This window comes from Cohnella herbarum (genome assembly GCF_012849095.1).
Classification (GTDB): Bacteria; Bacillota; Bacilli; order Paenibacillales; family Paenibacillaceae; genus Cohnella; species Cohnella herbarum.
In genome coordinates this window covers 1,867,544-1,885,043 of record NZ_CP051680.1, presented here as the reverse complement: position 1 = coordinate 1,885,043, position 17,500 = coordinate 1,867,544, and the positions used below count along the sequence as shown (strand labels likewise).

Annotated in this window: 14 protein-coding genes; 9 read left to right on the top strand and 5 right to left on the bottom strand. The window is 51.1% G+C overall.

Annotation, left to right across the window (positions count from 1 at the left end):
- Positions 1-8 precede the first annotated feature (8 nt).
- Complete coding sequence (rsgA, locus tag HH215_RS08285; RefSeq protein ID WP_254450415.1) at positions 9-1,124, bottom strand: ribosome small subunit-dependent GTPase A; 1,116 nt, start codon at positions 1,122-1,124, stop codon at positions 9-11.
- A gap of 474 nt (positions 1,125-1,598) precedes the next feature.
- On the opposite strand from rsgA, the gene HH215_RS08280 reads away from it, so the two are divergent.
- Positions 1,599-3,020: an MDR family MFS transporter gene (locus tag HH215_RS08280; protein ID WP_375140517.1), complete on the top strand. Its 1,422-nt coding sequence runs from the start codon at positions 1,599-1,601 to the stop codon at positions 3,018-3,020.
- 89 nt (positions 3,021-3,109) lie between these two features.
- Positions 3,110-4,354: a DUF445 domain-containing protein gene (locus HH215_RS08275; protein ID WP_169279465.1), complete on the top strand. Its 1,245-nt coding sequence runs from the start codon at positions 3,110-3,112 to the stop codon at positions 4,352-4,354.
- On the opposite strand, the gene HH215_RS08270 is transcribed toward HH215_RS08275, so the two are convergent.
- Positions 4,339-5,220: an AraC family transcriptional regulator gene (locus HH215_RS08270; RefSeq protein WP_169279464.1), complete on the bottom strand. Its 882-nt coding sequence runs from the start codon at positions 5,218-5,220 to the stop codon at positions 4,339-4,341. The genes HH215_RS08275 and HH215_RS08270 overlap by 16 nt on opposite strands.
- A gap of 136 nt (positions 5,221-5,356) precedes the next feature.
- Between HH215_RS08270 and HH215_RS08265 the strand changes: the two genes are divergently transcribed.
- From HH215_RS08265 to HH215_RS08240, 6 genes are all read left to right on the top strand, one after another.
- Positions 5,357-6,187, top strand: a complete 831-nt coding sequence (locus HH215_RS08265; protein ID WP_169279463.1) for an amidohydrolase family protein — start codon at positions 5,357-5,359, stop codon at positions 6,185-6,187.
- Complete coding sequence (locus HH215_RS08260) at positions 6,184-7,680, top strand: tagaturonate reductase (RefSeq protein ID WP_169279462.1); 1,497 nt, start codon at positions 6,184-6,186, stop codon at positions 7,678-7,680. The genes HH215_RS08265 and HH215_RS08260 overlap by 4 nt, the downstream gene beginning before the upstream one ends.
- Complete coding sequence (locus HH215_RS08255; protein ID WP_169279461.1) at positions 7,677-9,170, top strand: UxaA family hydrolase; 1,494 nt, start codon at positions 7,677-7,679, stop codon at positions 9,168-9,170. Before HH215_RS08260 ends, HH215_RS08255 begins: the two co-directional genes overlap by 4 nt.
- Positions 9,170-10,114 carry an aldo/keto reductase gene (locus tag HH215_RS08250; RefSeq protein ID WP_169279460.1) on the top strand — a complete coding sequence of 315 codons (945 nt, stop codon included), beginning with the start codon at positions 9,170-9,172 and terminating at the stop codon, positions 10,112-10,114. The genes HH215_RS08255 and HH215_RS08250 overlap by 1 nt, the downstream gene beginning before the upstream one ends.
- Positions 10,115-10,129: 15 nt before the next feature.
- Positions 10,130-11,143, top strand: coding sequence for a zinc-binding alcohol dehydrogenase family protein (locus HH215_RS08245; protein WP_169279459.1), 1,014 nt, complete (start codon positions 10,130-10,132; stop codon positions 11,141-11,143).
- Positions 11,144-11,454: 311 nt separating this feature from the next.
- Positions 11,455-12,603 (top strand): cation:proton antiporter, encoded by a 1,149-nt coding sequence (locus HH215_RS08240; RefSeq protein WP_169279458.1) that lies wholly within the window; start codon positions 11,455-11,457, stop codon positions 12,601-12,603.
- A 356-nt stretch (positions 12,604-12,959) separates the two neighbouring features.
- Here the strand turns inward: HH215_RS08240 and HH215_RS08235 are convergent, their stop codons facing one another.
- The gene (locus HH215_RS08235; protein WP_254450414.1) at positions 12,960-13,862 is read right to left on the bottom strand and encodes a DMT family transporter; all 903 of its coding nucleotides are present in this window, start codon (positions 13,860-13,862) and stop codon (positions 12,960-12,962) included.
- Between the two features lie 212 nt (positions 13,863-14,074).
- Between HH215_RS08235 and HH215_RS08230 the strand changes: the two genes are divergently transcribed.
- A complete protein-coding gene (locus HH215_RS08230) occupies positions 14,075-14,281 on the top strand; it encodes a hypothetical protein (protein ID WP_169279457.1) in 207 nt (68 codons plus the stop codon).
- Here the strand turns inward: HH215_RS08230 and pdxR are convergent.
- A complete protein-coding gene (gene pdxR, locus HH215_RS08225) occupies positions 14,264-15,739 on the bottom strand; it encodes a MocR-like pyridoxine biosynthesis transcription factor PdxR (RefSeq protein ID WP_169279456.1) in 1,476 nt (491 codons plus the stop codon). The genes HH215_RS08230 and pdxR overlap by 18 nt on opposite strands.
- Before the next feature lie 79 nt (positions 15,740-15,818).
- Positions 15,819-17,438 carry a glycosyl hydrolase family 18 protein gene (locus HH215_RS08220; protein WP_169279455.1) on the bottom strand — a complete coding sequence of 540 codons (1,620 nt, stop codon included), beginning with the start codon at positions 17,436-17,438 and terminating at the stop codon, positions 15,819-15,821.
- Positions 17,439-17,500: the final 62 nt, after the last annotated feature.

Sequence of the window (17,500 nt, the reverse complement as noted above, 5' to 3'; positions counted from 1 at the left end):
AAACACCTTTAATCTTCCGTCAAATAAGCGCGTTTGTTAAGTCTCGCTTGAGACTTCCCTGATTTGGAACGGGGTGTTCGATTGCTTGATTTGGCCTGGCTCTGTGATTCCTTGATGGCCAGCCGGGCGAGCTCCCTGGCTGTTTTCTTATAGTTAGCGAGTCGCTTCGGGTCGAGGCTGCCGGTATTAGCGGCTTCGAGGACCGCGCAGCCTTGATCGTGTTCGTGCTTGCAGTCCCGATAGCGACATTGCGAAGCCAGCTTTTCAATATCGGCGAAAGCCTGCTGCCAGCCGTCATGCGCTTCCCATAACTGGAGTTCCCGCATTCCCGGCGTATCCATGACAAGCGCTCCGTTGTTCAGCAGAAACAGCTCGCGATGAGTCGTCGTATGACGTCCTCGGGCATCGTTTTCACGGATTCCCTGAACCTGTTGCCTATGCGTATCGGCGAGCCAGTTCAACAACGTGGATTTGCCGACGCCGGATGATCCGGTTACGCCGATCGTAACGCCGGGTTGCAAGTAAGCGCCTAGCTCGTCTTTGCCTTGATCGAGCAGAGCGCTGACGAAATGTACGGGTACGCCGGGCGCTACGGTCTCGACCTCGGCGACGAATTTCTCAGGCCGTTCGCATAAATCCGCCTTTGTCAGCAAGACTACCGGCTGTGCGCCGCTTTCCCAGGCCGCGATGAGATATCGTTCAATCTTGCGGATATTGAAATCCTGGTTAAGCGCGTTAACGATGAACAGATAGTCGAGGTTCGCTCCGATGATCTGATCTTCGGTGACGTTGCCCGCCGCATTGCGGACCATCGCCGTTCGGCGCGGCAATACCGCATGGATAACGGAACGGCTTTCGTTCGCGAGCCGCTCCACCATCACCCAGTCGCCTACGGCGGGATAATCGCCGCGCTTAGCGGCGTTGAATTCGAATTTACCGGTAACGGACGCGCTATTCTCGCCGGCTTCCGTCATCACATTGTAAGAGTGGGAGAACTGGGCGACGACCCGAGCCGGTTTAAGCTGTCGAATCGCGGGTTGTTGCTCCGAAAGGAGCTGATCCCAGTAAGCATTCCAACCATAGGCACGTAAACTATCATTCGGATGAAGCGTATTATTGTTCAATCGAAAACTCCTCATATTCGTAATGGGTTAAACAAATAACCGCAGGGGATTCCCTGCGGTCGGATGATGCGCCTTAAGAGCAAGCGCATAACAAAAACCGCCAAGAACCTAAGGTCCCTGGCGGCTGCTTAACACGATTAAGGGTGGATATCGTTAATCCAATATCCTTTTACCCTCATACATGTTGCGTTACTTTCCGTAGAGACCGATTCCTATGAACTTGAGAACACGACGACGCAATCGAAATATTCATGAAGTTGTACATATTCATCAGCCTCCTTCTTTAACGTTGAGTGTAATTATAAGGAACGAATTATTCGTTGTCAATCTGCAATCCATTAATATTCATGATTAGATTACATCGTGTTTGAAGAAATTAATGTCGAATGGTATAGTAAAAATCTATACATATATGGATATGGAGGAAAAAGAGTGAATGCCGCTGGAGGAGCTGCGAGTTCGCAGCACAAAGATTTGGGGGATATTAAACGATTGCCGATATTAATAACGCTCGTTATCGGCGCGTTCTTTTCCATTCTTAACGAAACATTATTGAATATTGCATTCGTCGACCTGGTTAAAGATCTTAACGTATCGTATACGACGATTCAATGGCTGTCGACGAGTTACATGCTCGTCGTGGGGATATTGATCCCGATCTCGGCATTATTGGTACAATGGTTTACGACCAGACAGATGTTCTTGGGAGCCATGATCTTATTTACCTTAGGTACTTTGGTTTGCGCTTTAGCTCCTGATTTCTCGGTACTGCTAAGCGGTCGAATCATTCAAGCTTTCGGTACGGGACTTATGTTGCCTGTCATGATGAACACGATCCTTGTTCTGTACCCGCCCGAGAAACGCGGAGCGGCAATGGGAAGTATCGGCTTAGTCATTATGTTCGCTCCGGCGATCGGACCGACGTTGTCCGGCTTAATCTTGGAGTCGTTGGATTGGCGCTGGTTATTTTACCTCGTGTTCCCATTCGGCGTGCTCTCCATTATTATCGCGGCCATTTATCTGAAGAACGTGTCCGACGTAACGAAGCCAAAAGTAGATATTTTATCGATTATTTTATCGACGATCGGTTTCGGCGGTATCGTGTACGGATTCAGCAGCGCAGGCGGGGAGAACAGCGGCTGGTCCAGTCCGGAAGTCTATCTCACGCTCATCGTCGGTGGTTTAGCGTTGCTGTTGTTCATATGGCGGCAATTGATATCCAAGGAACCGATGCTTAACTTGCGTGCTTTCTTATCGCCTATGTTCGCGTTAACTACGGTGTTGATTATTATCGTCATGATGGCGATGTTCTCCACGCTTATGCTATTGCCGATATTCCTTCAGCAAGGCTTGATGTTCACCGCATTTACTGCCGGACTTATCCTGCTTCCGGGGGGCATTCTCAACGGATTCCTGTCGCCGGTTACGGGTAAGCTATTCGATAAATTCGGACCGCGCGTGCTCGTTATTCCGGGGACTGCGATTCTCGTGGTCGTGATGTGGTTGTTTACTCAGATTGATCTGGATACGAGCAAAGGAACGATTATCCTCTACCACTGTATTATGATGGTCGCTATTTCGATGATTATGATGCCTGCTCAGACGAATAGTTTGAACGAGCTGCCAAGAAAATATTACCCGCACGGTACCGCGATTCTGAATACGTTGACGCAAGTCGCCGGTGCGATCGGAGTCGCCTTCTTCATCAGCATGATGTCGGCGGGAACGAAAGATTACGTGATCGAGAACGCCGAGAAGGTTGACCCTGAGAAGTTGGGGGCTCTAGCGTTAAATGCCGGTATTCATAACGCATTCTATATCGGAATGATATTCGCCATCGTCGGGCTCGTGTTATCGTTCTTCTTGAAACGCACGAAAGCGCCGGAAGAAGCATAATGGGTTAAATAAGAGGGTTATTTATGGGAGAAACCGCTGCAGAACCTGCGCGGTTTTTCTTCCTACATTCAACTAAAAGAGGTAACGATATGAGAACGAGATATATTGCGGGGTTATCTTTGGTTGCAATGGGTGCCGGATTCGTTACGACCTTATTCCTGCCCGATCATCCGGTCGTGGATTTATTGAAAGGCGGATTCGAAGCCGGTTTGGTTGGCGGGTTCGCCGATTGGTTCGCGGTTACGGCTTTGTTCCGCCATCCGCTCGGCATCCCGATTCCGCATACGTCTTTGCTATTGAAGAGTCGGGATAAGATCGCCAACTCGCTCATTTCCGCTTTGGAGAACGAGCTGCTTAACAAAGCAAGCATTACGAGCAGGCTTAAGCAGTTTCAGCTCCTGAAGCTGGCAGGCTCGACGGTTACGCGAATCGTGCGGAAGAGAAGTAATCGCGTAGGCGCGATCCGCTTGCTTCATACGTTGCTGACCAAGCTGCCGCTCGGATCGCTTGTGCCCTATCTTCAGTCCGGCATCGTATCGATGATCGGCCGCATCGACGTGAAACCGCTGGCGGAGAAACTGTTGCATACGGCCGCCGAGGAACGTTGGGATGAGCGCGCGCTCGACTATGCGTTGGATCAAGGCCGGATATGGGTGAGCAGGCCGGAAACCGGACAACTGCTCGGATCTATCGCGCAGCAGAAGATGCAGGAAGCCAAAGTAGGCGGCATTATGGGCTTCGCCGTGCAGGCTTTCGCGGGGTTCATGAACGAGGACAAGCTAGGCACGATGATTCAGCAGCTGTTGCTCTCGGGCATTCAGGATTTAAGCCGGTCGGGCAATATGAACCGGGAGAAGCTGCTGGCGGAAATTCGTAACCAATTGCAAAGGTTCGCGACCGACGAGGAAACGTTAAACAAGGGCAAGCAATGGATCGCGGATAAAGCCGCTCATCCCGATAGCGGCAAGTTTATAGAGGAGCGACTGGAATCGCTGAGAACGTCCCTGTTATCCGCGTTGGACAAGGAGATGGACAATGGCGGGCGTAAAGTCGTTACCGTCGTTCGGTATGCGATTCGGAAGTTGCAAGCGGAGAAAGAGCTTACGGACAACGCGGAACAGAAGATATTATCGTTTATCGTCGATTTCGTCGAAGCTAACCATTATCGCTTAGGTCTGTTGCTGAAAGATAACATCGATCAGATGAACGATAAGGAATTGGTGCGGATGCTGGAAGAGAAGGTCGGTAGCGACCTTCAGTGGATTCGCGTCAACGGCGCATTGTGCGGTTTTATTATCGGACTGATTTTAACGAGCATTCAGTGGCTGGGGTGAGCGGGGGACTTTCCTCTTTTGTAAGCACCCGGGGTTAAACCCGTAATTTTTTTGAAAATGCGATGAAAATGCGGGAGACTCTCGAAGCCGCATTTTTCGGCGACCAAGCCGATGCCGTCATCGGTTTCAAGAAGCAGCTCCTTAGCTTGAACGATACGCTTGGCATTCACGTAATCGGTCACGTTCATTCCGGTAAGCTGCTTGAACACGCGCGAGAAGTGGGCTCCCGTTACCGAAGCCTGCTGGGCTAGCGCGGATAAACTAAGATCCTCGTGCGGATGAGCGGCGATGTAGCCTAAACTTTCCTTCATCCATTGCGGTCCGATTCTGGCGTCCTCCAGATCGTCCGCGAGCGCGGGTGTCGCAAGACGGTTGATGAGCAGCAGCCATAGCTGGAGATGGTGGAAGATCGCTTGTCGATAACCGGTTCTCGTCAGCTCCAGTTCCAGCCGGATTTCCTCTAATACTTGTTCCGTGGCGGTTTGAAAGGGAGATGAGGTTTCGATTTTGTATTGCTTTCGTTTGCGAGCTAATTCGAAGCATCGCGCGCCATGATAAGAATCGTCCAGATTATCGTGGGCAATCAGGCTTGGCGCGAAAAATACGGCGGTGGAAGTGACAGGATCGTTCGGGTCCGGAAACGCCCGGTGGATCGAGTTGCCCGGGATAAGAAACAGATCGCCTTGCCCCATATCGTAAAATTTCTGATCGATGAACATCGTACCCTTGCCCCTATAAACGTATACTAATTCATACCGATCGTGCAGATGGTCCGGCAGCTCTCGCTCCGGGCTTTTCGTGTCTTTAAAGACGAGATCGAAAGGAAACAAAGAGTCGTTAGAGAACGACTTGCGAACGGGATTCATGAGACGCGCCTCCTCGGCTTGCTGTGTCCTTATAAAATATCAAAATAGAGTACATTCATGCAAATCTGAACACTATTTATGTGATTTTTAGCTGGTAAAATAGAAGAATAAGCAATGAAAGGGGAGAAACTCGACAATGAGGATGGATGCCCACCAGCATTATTGGAAAATAGAGCGCAACGATTACGGCTGGATTACGCCTTCGATTCCCTTGCTCTATCGGGATTACTTACCCGAACATCTCGCTCCTCACTTGAAGGATCACCGGTTGGATGGAACGATCGTCGTCCAAGCTGCACCGACCGTAGCCGAAACCGAATATCTATTATCGCTCGCGGATAGCGACGATACGATCATCGGCGTCGTGGGTTGGCTTGATCTGAACGATCCGAACCACCGTACCCATTACGAGAGATTTCGTCGGCATTCGAAATTCGTCGGATTCCGCGTGATGATCCAAGAGATGCCCGATGCCAACGCTATCCTTGAGCCTCATTTCGTGGAAGCGCTTTGTTCTTACGCGGAGGAAAGTGTTCCGATAGACCTGCTTGTCTTATCCCATCAGCTCGAGCCTCTCGCGAAACTTCTCGAACTTGTACCCGGTTTACGCGGGGTCGTTAACCATATCGCCAAACCTTTAATCTCCGAGGAGATCGTCGAGCCATGGTATAGCCAGATGCAGGATATCGCTAAGCACCCGAACATTTATTGCAAACTGTCCGGTATGGTCACCGAAGCGGACCATCGGAATTGGAAGCCGGAACAATTGGTGCCGTACATTCGCCGGATGCTCGATTTGTTCGGTTCGGACCGCGTTATGTTCGGCAGCGACTGGCCGGTGTGTCTATTAGCGGGTAGCTATGACGAAGTCGTGGACGTTCTTGAGCTGGCTTTGCCGGCAAGCTGGGGCCAAAACGAACGCGAGAAGCTATACGGAGGAAACGCGAAGGAGTTTTATCAACGATGAGAGCATTGAATCGATCAGTTCTAAATGAACAGCAGATAAGCGTTATTGATGAAGTGAATGCGAGTCCGATAACGGTACTTCAGATCGGGGAAGGCAACTTTCTTCGCGGATTTTTTGATTGGATGGTTCACGAGTCGCGCAAACAAGGTTTATTCAAGGGGAGCGTTGCGGTGACGCAGCCTCGTCCATCCGGTAAGCCCAAGATCGAAGCGCTCGCCGGTCAGGACGGACTCTATACGTTAGTCGTTCGCGGAATCGAAAACGGGGAAAGCGTTGAACGCGCCGAGGTCATTTCCGTCTTCTCGGAAGTTTTCGATCCCTATACGGATTGGGAGAAAATGTGTCGATTAGCCGTGAGCCCGGATTTGCAATTCGTCGTATCGAATACGACGGAAGCAGGACTCGTGTATCGTCCCGAACCATTAACGGAAGGAACGCCGATCGTTTCTTTTCCGGGTAAGGTCGCTTATTTGCTTTATCGGAGGTACTTGGCATTTGAGGGAGCGAGCGATCGCGGCTTGATCTTCCTTCCTTGCGAGCTTCTGGAGAGAAACGGCGATTCGTTACAAGAAGCCGTTCTGAAATATGCGGCGGATTGGGAACTGCCGGTTCCGTTTGCGGAATGGGTTCGAACGAGCAATCGGTTTCTGAATTCCCTTGTCGATCGGATCGTCACGGGATATCCTGATCAAGATCAGGCGGAGAGTTGGTTCTCCGATTGGGGTTACCGAGACGAGTTGCTTAGCACGACGGAACCCTATCACCTATGGGCGATCGAAGGAGAGCCGGAGCTTGACGAACGGTTACCGTTAAAGAGCGCAGGGCTAAACGTGTTGTGGGTAGACGATCTTAAGCCGTATCAGCAACGCAAGGTTCGCATTCTGAACGGGGCGCATACGTTGATGACTCCGTTAGGTATCCTCCATGGGGTAGATCACGTTAGGGAATTGATGGAGCATGAGAGACTGGGCGCTTTCGTTCTGACAACGGCGATGAACGAGATTATTCCGTCTCTGCCTTACCCGGAAGACGAGATGCGAGCTTACGCCGACGGCGTATTCGAAAGATATTCGAACCCCTATATTCGCCATCGGTTGTCGGATATCGCGATGAATAGCCTTAGCAAGTTTAAGGCGCGGCTGATCCCGTCTTTATTGTACTACGCGGAAGGCGGGGAGCCGATTCCGGAAGGGCTGTTGCTAGGCTTCGCGGCGCTGATTCGATATTATCGGGTTTATCGTAACGGCGATCAATACGAAGGTGTATCGTTATTAGGCTTAAAGTATGTCGTACGCGATGATGCCAATGCGTTGGAGACGATAGCCGCGATCTGGGCAAAGGCTAACGAGAGCGAACAGGAGCTTGCCGTCACGGTAACTCAGCTGCTATCGGAGTCGACCTTATGGGGGCAAGACCTCAATCGTTGGCCGGGGGTAGCGGAAGCGGTAACCTCGCATTTGACTGAATGGACAACAAAGGAGAATCGAACATGAGCGATTGGATACGATTAACGGCAAACGATCAAGTGGCGATCGCCCTTAAACCTTTTTCCGCGGGAGAAGTCGTGACGTTGGAGGATGGCTCGCTGCTTCCCTTGCTAAACGATGTGCCCAAAGGACATAAAATCTTAACGAAACCGGTAGCCGAAGGCCAGGACGTACTGAAATTCGGATATTCGATCGGTAAAGCGAAGGAAAATCTGCTTCCGGGAACTTGGGTGCATACGCACAATCTAGGAACGGGACTCAAGGGTTTCCTAGACTATCGATACGAGCCGACACCCCCCGTGGCGCAAGCTTCGAAGCCGCTCAGACAGACGTTTCAGGGATACGTTCGTAGTAACGGAGAGGTCGGAATACGCAATGAAATTTGGATTATCAATACGGTTGGCTGCATTAACAAAACTTGCGAGATTCTTGCTAACCGCGCCAATGCGCTTCATCGCGGCAGCGTGGACGGTGTGTATCATTTCTCCCATCCGTTCGGCTGCTCCCAGCTCGGAGACGATTTGAAGCATACGCAGAAGCTGCTCGCGTCGCTCGTGAACCATCCGAACGCCGCCGGCGTGCTCGTCGTCGGGCTAGGCTGCGAGAACAATCAGATCGATTCGTTTAAGCAGGCGATCGGGGACTTCGAACCTGGTCGGATTAAGTTTATGAGATCGCAGGACGAAGAGGACGAGTTGGAAACCGGACTTGCGCTCATTGATGACCTGGTCGAATATGCCGGCCGATTCGAACGCGAGACGGTGCCGGCTAGCAAGCTAAAGCTCGGCTTGAAATGCGGCGGTTCGGACGGATTGTCGGGGATTACCGCGAATCCGCTTGTCGGCTCCGTTTCCGACAGATTGATCGCAACGGGTGGAACCGCGATACTGACCGAGGTGCCGGAGATGTTCGGCGCGGAGACGATTCTGATGAATCGCGCGCGGAATGAGGAAGTTTTCGGAAGGATCGTCTCGCTCGTGAACGATTTCAAGCAATATTTTATCCGTCATGATCAAGAGATCTACGAGAATCCTTCGCCTGGCAACAAGGCCGGAGGGATCAGCACGCTGGAAGAGAAGTCTTTGGGCTGCACGCAAAAAGGCGGACATTCTATCGTCGCCGATGTCGTCGCTTATGGAGATCGCGTGCGCAAGGAAGGGCTTAATTTGCTCGAAGCGCCGGGCAATGATCTCGTATCCGTAACGGCTCTGTCCGCTGGAGGCGCGCATATCGTTCTCTTCACGACGGGCAGAGGAACACCGTTCGGCGGGCCGGTCCCGACGGTGAAGATATCGACGAACAGCGAACTGGCGACCCGCAAGAAAAATTGGATCGATTACGATGCCGGGCAGCTTCTAGACGGCAAAGGAATGGACGAACTAACGGAGGAGCTATGGAATCGACTCCTCGACATCGCTTCCGGCGACGTCCGTACGCATAACGAATCGAACGGCTTCCGTGAAATCGCAATTTTCAAAGATGGAGTGATTCTGTAATGAAATATCGTTCGCTAGGCCGGACCGGCTTGAACGTGTCGGCGTTAAGCTTCGGAGCATCATCGCTTGGATCGGTGTTTCGCGAAACGAATGAGTCGGAAGCGATCCGAACCGTGCATGAAGCACTGGATGCCGGCATTAATTATATCGATGTTTCCCCGTATTACGGATTGACAAAAGCGGAGACGGTATTAGGCAAAGCGATCAAGGAGCTGCCGAGGGATCGATTTTTGTTATCTACGAAAGCGGGAAGATACGGGGTAGACCAATTCGATTTCAGCGCGAAGCGGATTACGGCAAGTTTGGAGGAAAGCTTCTCGAGGCTAAACACGGACTATGTCGACATTTTGTACTTGCACGACATCGAGTTTGTTTCCTCCGGCATTATTCTGGAAGAAGCCATTCCGGCGTTGGAGAGATTAAAGGCCGAAGGGAAAATCCGATTTTACGGCATTTGCGGCTTGCCGATTCCGTTATTCGAGACGCTGCTCCCGCAAATTGAAGTAGACGCTATTATTTCCTACTGCCATTATTCATTGAACGATACCGCATTGCTCGGTTTGCTGCCTTTGCTGGAGAGCAAAGGGATCGGCCTGGTCAACGCATCTCCGTTATCGATGGGATTGCTGAGCACGCGAGGAACGCCGGATTGGCATCTGGCTAGTCCCGAGCTTAAGGCTGCATGTCTTCAAGCGGCCGAATTGTGCGCAAGCCGAGGATATGACATCGCGAAGTTAGCCGTTCAATATTCGACTTCGAACGAACGGATTCCGACAACTTTGGTCAGTACGGCGAATCCCGATAATATTCGTAACAACGCGGCTTGGACGGACGAGCCGATCGACGAAGAGCTGCTTAAGGACGTGCTTGATCTGCTAGCGCCGGTTCACGATCGGACATGGGTAAGCGGAAGACCCGAATATAACGTAGGCATTCAAGTTTAAGGAGATGAGATGACGATGTTAGCAATCGTATGCGAGGAAATCGATCGTTTTAAGCGAATAGAGATGGCGGAACCTGCTTTCGTCGAGGGGGAGGCCATCGTTCGTATTCGGCGAATCGGCATCTGCGGGACGGATTATCATGCTTTCAAGGGAAACCAGCCGTTCTTCACTTATCCGCGCGTGCTTGGTCACGAGTTGGCGGGCGTGATCGAGAAGATCGGCGCGAACGAGGCGGGGCTTGCGGAAGGGGATCAAGTTAGCATCGTTCCCTATATGCACTGCGGTCATTGCGTAGCTTGCCGCAACGGTAAAACCAATTGTTGTACGTCCATGAAGGTGCTGGGCGTTCACATTGATGGAGGAATGCGCGAGCTTATTTCCGTCCCGACTTCTCATTTGATCCGAACGAACGGCTTGACGCTCGATCAATCGGCGGTATTGGAGCCGCTCGCAATCGGAGCCCACGCCGTTAGAAGATCCGGTCTTCAGAGAGGCGAAACGGCGCTTGTCATCGGCGGCGGACCAATCGGCTTAGGCGTCATGGCGTTCGCCAAATATGCCGGAGCAAGAGTCATTGCAATGGATATTCATGACGAGAGACTGGCGTTCTGCAAATCTTGGATTAATGTTGACGATACCGTTAACGCCCGGCATGATCCGAAAGCTAAGTTAGCGGAGCTAACGGACGGAGACTTTCCGACGGTTGTCTTCGACGCTACCGGGAACGCGAAGGCAATGGCGGATTCTTTCGGCCTTGTCGCTCATGGCGGGACGCTAGTGTTCGTCGGACTGGTCAAATCCGATATCACGTTTAACGATCCGGAGTTTCATAAACGCGAGCTAACGCTTATGGGTAGCCGCAACGCGACGAAGGAAGATTTCGCGAACGTGTACGAGGCGGTCAAGAGCGGCGGCATCGACGTCGCCAGCTACATTACGCACCGCTCGTCTTTCGATGGGATGATCGGGCAGTTCGAGAATTGGTTGAAGCCGGAATCCAAAGTGATCAAAGCGATGGTGGAGCTTTAATCACCTCTTCGAGCATAGACGAGGAATGCCGTGATATCCGAAGTTAATTCGTGATAGTCGGAGTTATTTAATGAAATCTAACGATTATCTCGTGAATCCATTGAAAAATCCGCATCCGTTCGTTATAATGAATATATTGATGAACAGAATATGGAGATTACCGGAGGAGCCTGCCAACAGCGGGCTTCTTTTTCGCTTTTTTGGAGTTACGTTTCGTATCTTCCTCCTGCTGTCGGCATGGCTCCGATCTGATCCGATTCTGAGATTAGTTTTGGACATCATGGAGAATCTAAGATCATGGAGGGACGAAAATGGAATTTATTCTTTATTTGATTTTGATTCTATTTTTTACGAAGGTGTTCGGCGATCTGTTCGTCCGATTGGGACAGCCGGCGGTGCTTGGCAAGCTGATCGTCGGGATACTACTAGGTCCTGCCGTACTCGGTTGGATCGAGCAAGGGAGCTTCATCGACGAAGTATCGGAGATCGGGGTACTGTTGCTCATGTTCATCGCGGGACTGGAGACGGATCTCGAGCAGCTGCGCCGAAATATTAAGTCCGCCTTTGCCGTGGCAATCGGGGGAATCGTACTGCCCTTTATCGGGGGCTACGGGATGGGACTCGCTTTCGGGTTGAGCCAGAACTTCTCCCTCTTCCTTGGCGTGGTCTTGTCCGCTACATCGGTCAGTATATCCGTACAAGTCCTTAAGGATATGGATAAATTGAATTCTCGAGAAGGGACGACGATTCTTGGGGCGGCCGTCATAGATGACGTAATAGTCGTAATTCTGTTAGCGATTATGATGAGCGTGATCGGAACGGGAGAAGAGGTGTCGATCGGACTTCTTATCGGCAAAAAGGCGCTCTTCTTCATCGCCGTATTCGTCGTCGGATGGTTTGTCGTACCTAAAGTGATGAAGTGGATGGCGCCGTTACGCGTGTCGGAAGCGGTAATCAGCGCTGCTTTGGTCATCTGTTTCTCCTTCGCTTATTTCGCGGAATGGCTGCAAATGGCCGGTATTATCGGAGCTTTCGCGGCAGGGATCGCGGTCGCGCAAACCGAGTTCAAGCATTCCGTGGAGGAGAAGATCGAGCCGATCGCTTACTCGCTATTCGTTCCTGTTTTCTTCGTCAGTATCGGCTTGAACGTATCCTTCGCAGGGATGGGCAACCAATGGGGGCTCGTGATCGCGATGACCGTCATGGCTTGTTTAACTAAGCTGTTGGGCGGCTGGATCGGCGCTCGCACGACCGGATTTAATTCAAGGTCTTCGCTGGCGATCGGGGCAGGCATGATATCGAGGGGAGAGGTGGCTCTGATCATCGCTTCCACGGGACTGCAAGCGGGATTGGTTCTGCCCGAGTATTTCACGTCGATCGTCATCGTCGTCATCTTAACGACGTTGGTTACTCCGCCGCTGTTGAAGATGTTCCTCAAGGATGTGAAACCGTCTTATTGAGTTCACGGCAAAGGATAATAAAAACCAGTCCTTCACTTTTTTGAGTGTTTGACTGGTTTTTTCGTGACTGTTTATATTTGGCCGCATTGCGCCGCAATAGGTACTTGTTAACGGAACTCAATTCCGCTAAAGTGCCAATCAGACTAAATTAGCACATTATAGCGGAATTCTGTTCCTTTATCAGAACAAAAACTCGATAATTATTGCGATTTCGAATGATTTAACGGACCGCATTTCCGTTATTACTCCGGAGCATCGGCAAAGAAATCCTGATAGCGGAATAGCGTTCCGTTAATTTCAGAAGTGCAAAATCAAGCTGCTTGAACGACCTCCGTACAGTATTGGTTGATCTTATTTTACGCGGCTTCCGCAGAAATCGTCTTTACGGAATGTTCCGTCCTCATGTACAGTAGCAGGCCAAGGATGATGAACGCTCCGCCAATGAGCTGGAACGAGGTGATCATCTCTTGGAAGAGGAGCATGCCCAGCAAGCTCGCGCCAACCGGTTCCGCGAACACAGAGATCGATATCGTAGTCGGTTTCACGTACTGTAGCAGCCAGTTAAAGATCATATGCCCGAATACGGTTGGAACGATAGCCAGCAGGACGAATATGCCCCATTCCCTTACCGGATACTCTCCCATGTTAAATCCAACCGCGAGGTTATAGAAAGCAAAGCAGACGAACGCGATTGCGAAGACGATTAAGCTATAGAGATACGAACTTACGCGAGTCAGTATCTGTTTGGCGATGAGCATGTTTACGGCTACGGCTATGGTGCCGAGAAACGATAAAAGATCTCCCTTGAAGGCATCCCCCGACAAGCCGATGTCGCCAGAACCGACGCAGATTGCTCCGATGAGCGCAACGATCAGCCCGATTAACGCGAACTTGCCGATTCTGTCTTTGAAGACGAAATAAGCGCCGATCATGACGAACACGGGTTCAAGAGCCAGAATGATCGTAGAGCTGGCGATCGAAGTAAAGTTGAGCGACTCCATCCACAGCAAGAAATGCAACGCCAGGAAAAAACCGGCCAGTACAAGCAATATCCAATCTTTGCGCGATATCGATTTTACCGTTCGAAGCTGTCGAGTTCCGAATGGGAGCATGAGAATCACGGTGAATAACATGCGGTACATCCCTTGAACGGAAGCCGGCGCATCGGAATAGCGAACGAGAATCGGAGCGAAGGAAATGGCGATCATGCCTATGATTAGAGGAATAAGTATCGGGATAGGCGGGGACGTCTTGTTCACGAATAAGTCACTTCCTGTTCTGATGCGCAATTAAGCCATTGTAATGCCGGAGCAGGGAAAGATCAATTGCTATTCTTATGCAAATATTAACTAAATATAAGCCAGCCCCCGGCATCGGCCTCGGTTAGGTGGATGGTTGGCGAACGTTCGGAGTGGATGGTGTCAGAATAGGCGGAAAAGGTTAAAATAAGCACTAAGGAAGGGGCGAGTTTATGACAAACTTACTGTTAATCGTAACGCTGATTATCATGGTCGCAGCCGTGGTTTGGACGATAAAAATAGGCGGCTCTCTAAGCAGCAAAGAAGGAAGCAGCACCTATTCGGTTAATCCGGGACGCAAGCTGGGAAGGCTGCTGTCCTACTACATTGTCGTTATTGTAGCTGTTCTAGTAATCTTTATATTAATCATGCGGGGTTAGAAGCTGAACTTTTCGGTCCTGTTTCGATTCCCGATAAGCGGCGGCGAACTTCCGGATCCCCTCGACGATGCTCGAGTCGTCCACCTTGCTATAAGTGAGCCGAACGTAACGTGCTTGCGAGCCGAGCGTCGAACCTGGCGTAAACACGACGCCGGCTTGGATGGCATGGTTAAATAACCGCTGAACATCCCACTCTCTAGCCAGCTCGCACCAAAGATGTATGCCCCCGGCCGGTTCGTGGAAGCGGACCTCATCGCCGAGCTCAGCCCGCAGGGTTCTCATCGTTAGCTCCAGCTTGTGACGCAAACCGATCTTCAGCTTAGTCAGATGGTTATCCAATTCCGCCGAGGCGAGCAGTTGAGCTGCGATCCACTGGGGAATATTGGCGTGTCCGAAATCCAACTGCTGCTTGGCATCCGTAAGCCGCGTAATTACGGATTGCGGCCCCGCGATCCATCCGATACGCAGCCCCGAAGAAATCATTTTGGACAAGGAGCTCACATAGAGAACTGAACCATCTTGATCCAGCGACTTCAACGTGCTTTCTGAACGTTGGTCGTAACTGGTCAGACTATACGGGTCATCTTCGACGATCGCGATTCCGTATTTCGTGGAAATATCCAGCAGTCTTTTTCTTCGTTCGTAGGAGAGGGTAGTTCCGGTCGGATTATGGTAAATCGGGTTCACGAACACCATTTTGACCCGATGCTGCTTGTAGAGCGACTCGACCTGCTCGGGATCGATCCCCTCCTGTTCTACCGGTAATCGATAAGTTCTTAATCCCGCCGAATGGAATATCGGCAAGGAATAACAATAGGAAGGATCCTCGATGGCGACCGCGTCCCCCGGCTTCAGTAAACATTGGATAATGAGCTGCAACGCTTGCTGAGCTCCGGAAGTGACTAATACGGAAGAGGCAGAGGAAACGATATTTCTGTGCGTTCGCAAGTGATTCGCGATGCTCTCCCTAAGCTTATAGTTCCCCTGAATATGTTCATAGCCTAGGTATTGACTGATCTCTAATCGATTATGCGCTTCTTGGAGAAGGGTAACCGGGAATAAGTCGGCGCTTAATTCACCGATCGCAAAATTAATATAAGGCTTGTCCGATCCGACGATCTTGTGAATTTGCCGGGTGATGGGATCGTTAAGACGAAGAAATCCGCCTTTGACGTATTCCTCCCAATCCGGGACGCGTTTCATGTGCCCTTCTCCGGTCGGAGTCGGTGAAACAACGGTGCCGAATCCTTTGATTCGGTTAACGATTCCAAGAGAATTCAATTGGTCGTAGGCGGAGACGATCGTGCTGCGATTGACGCCTAGTTGAGCGGCTAGTACCCGTTCGGAAGGAAGCGAGCTGCCCGACGGGTATTCCCCGTTCCGGATTCTAGCCTCGAAATAATCCGAAATCTGAATATATATCGGAACCTGCAACGATTTATCCGGTTTCCACTCCATGCTGCGGTTGTGCCTCCTGATCCTACGCCGTCGATAATCAAACATCTTATCGATTATAGCATAAGGCGGATAACGTTCCCTACGCGAACCGGTAAGAATGATATTTCATTATGTTACGTAAACTAGGCCAGACATCCAAGCTTTCTCCGCCCATATACCAATATCCGTATCCCGCAAGGGCACTGTCTTCACCGACGAGCATTTTCCGGGACAGGGAGCGTCCGTCATCGAGCCACATTTGGTGTTTAACGCCGTTTTTCAGGTAGCTTGTATAGTATTGTCCGAGCGTCTCGTTCCAGACCGGGAATAAGTTGTTCGCCAGCACGGCTTTATTCTGCTCGACAAGACTCCAGACGTCGGAATGCATGCCGGAAGCGTTCGTGTACCAATCTCGCGTATAGAAGGGCAGAGCAAGAATCGTTTTCCTCGCGGGGACTTCCGCAAGCAGCTTCTTCAAGCCGGACCGCAGCCAGGGAACGGATGAGATCGAACCGGCAGTAGATCCGCCGCCCCAATGCTCGTCGTATCCCATTAGAACAATGTAATCGGCGATTTTCCCCAGTGCGGCATAGTCGAATGCTTCCGTCCAATCCGTTCCTAAATCCGGAGAAACATTCACCGATAACACTACGTTAATCTCGTCCAGCGCTAAGCCCAACTCTTTAATGAACGGGGTCATCGTATCGCGGTCTTGGGCATCCACGTTTTCGAAGTCGATATTTAACCCATCGATCCCGTAAGTCTTTACGGCGCCAACAAGCTTGCTTACAAATGCTTTGCGTTGGGTAGGCGAGGATAACATTTGATGCGTGTTCTCCAGATCGGACCGATTGCCGACCATCGCCCATACTTTCTTGCCATGTTGATGTGCCCACGTCAGCAACGAAGGATCGGAGTAATCATCCATAACGCCTGATTTGCCTAGGAAAAACCATCGCGGAGATAAGGTGTTCACGTTAGAGGACGCGACTTGCTGCTCGAACTGTTTCGTCGTTTGCCCGTATTGCCAGCCTAGCTGGATTTTCTCGACGGGATTCTGACGAATCTGCTTCGCCCAATCCTCCCGTTGAAGTACCCGATCGAGGAATACCGCCGCTTCTTGTCTCGTAATCGAGGCTTTCGGACGGAAGTTTCCTTGATTGTCTCCTTCCATTAGATGAAGCTGGCGCAAGCGCGACACGGAAGAAGCCGCCCAAGAGTCAATCCGGCTCCGGTCCGAATAATCGTCGGCACCGACGGTTGAGCTCCCGTTCGGCTGCTTCAAAGCTCTGGCCATTAATACCGCGGCTTCTTGCCTAGTGACGGCTTGAGTCGGCGCGAAAAGGGTAGGCGAGGTTCCTTGGACGTAACCTATCTGCACGCCGGTGAGCACCCAACCGTAATACCATGCGGAGCGGGAGAGATCTCTGAACTCGGTAATCGGGCCCGTTGAAGGCGAGAGAGCAAACAGCTTCCCGAGCATTGTTACGAATTCGGCTCTCGTAATTGCTAAATGAGGTTCGAATTTGCGCTCTCCCGTTCCTTCTATGATATGTAGTTGCGAGAGGCGGACGATTGCATTCGTCGCATAATTGATAGAGATATCGTCGAACGGCAATGAAGCCGCGGCCGAGGCGGGCCGAGATAACGCGGTGAAGCTGCTTGAACATAAGATAAACGCGAGCAAAAATATGCCGCTGCGGGATAATAACCGATGCATTTATCGATCGACTCGCTTTCCGAGAATGTAGTAGAGTACCAATCACTCTATCGTAATCAATC

Bases quoted from the DNA above. Each gene is read 5' to 3' on its own strand.
- HH215_RS08220 (WP_169279455.1), bottom strand. From the start codon at position 17,438: ATGCATCGGTTATTATCCCGCAGCGGCATATTTTTGCTCGCGTTTATC.
- HH215_RS08260 (WP_169279462.1), top strand. From the start codon at position 6,184: ATGAGAGCATTGAATCGATCAGTTCTAAATGAACAGCAGATAAGCGTT.
- HH215_RS08255 (WP_169279461.1), top strand. From the start codon at position 7,677: ATGAGCGATTGGATACGATTAACGGCAAACGATCAAGTGGCGATCGCC.
- HH215_RS08240 (WP_169279458.1), top strand. From the start codon at position 11,455: ATGGAATTTATTCTTTATTTGATTTTGATTCTATTTTTTACGAAGGTG.
- HH215_RS08245 (WP_169279459.1), top strand. From the start codon at position 10,130: ATGTTAGCAATCGTATGCGAGGAAATCGATCGTTTTAAGCGAATAGAG.
- HH215_RS08270 (WP_169279464.1), bottom strand. From the start codon at position 5,220: ATGAATCCCGTTCGCAAGTCGTTCTCTAACGACTCTTTGTTTCCTTTC.
- pdxR (WP_169279456.1), bottom strand. From the start codon at position 15,739: ATGGAGTGGAAACCGGATAAATCGTTGCAGGTTCCGATATATATTCAG.
- HH215_RS08275 (WP_169279465.1), top strand. From the start codon at position 3,110: ATGAGAACGAGATATATTGCGGGGTTATCTTTGGTTGCAATGGGTGCC.
- HH215_RS08265 (WP_169279463.1), top strand. From the start codon at position 5,357: ATGAGGATGGATGCCCACCAGCATTATTGGAAAATAGAGCGCAACGAT.
- HH215_RS08250 (WP_169279460.1), top strand. From the start codon at position 9,170: ATGAAATATCGTTCGCTAGGCCGGACCGGCTTGAACGTGTCGGCGTTA.
- HH215_RS08230 (WP_169279457.1), top strand. From the start codon at position 14,075: ATGACAAACTTACTGTTAATCGTAACGCTGATTATCATGGTCGCAGCC.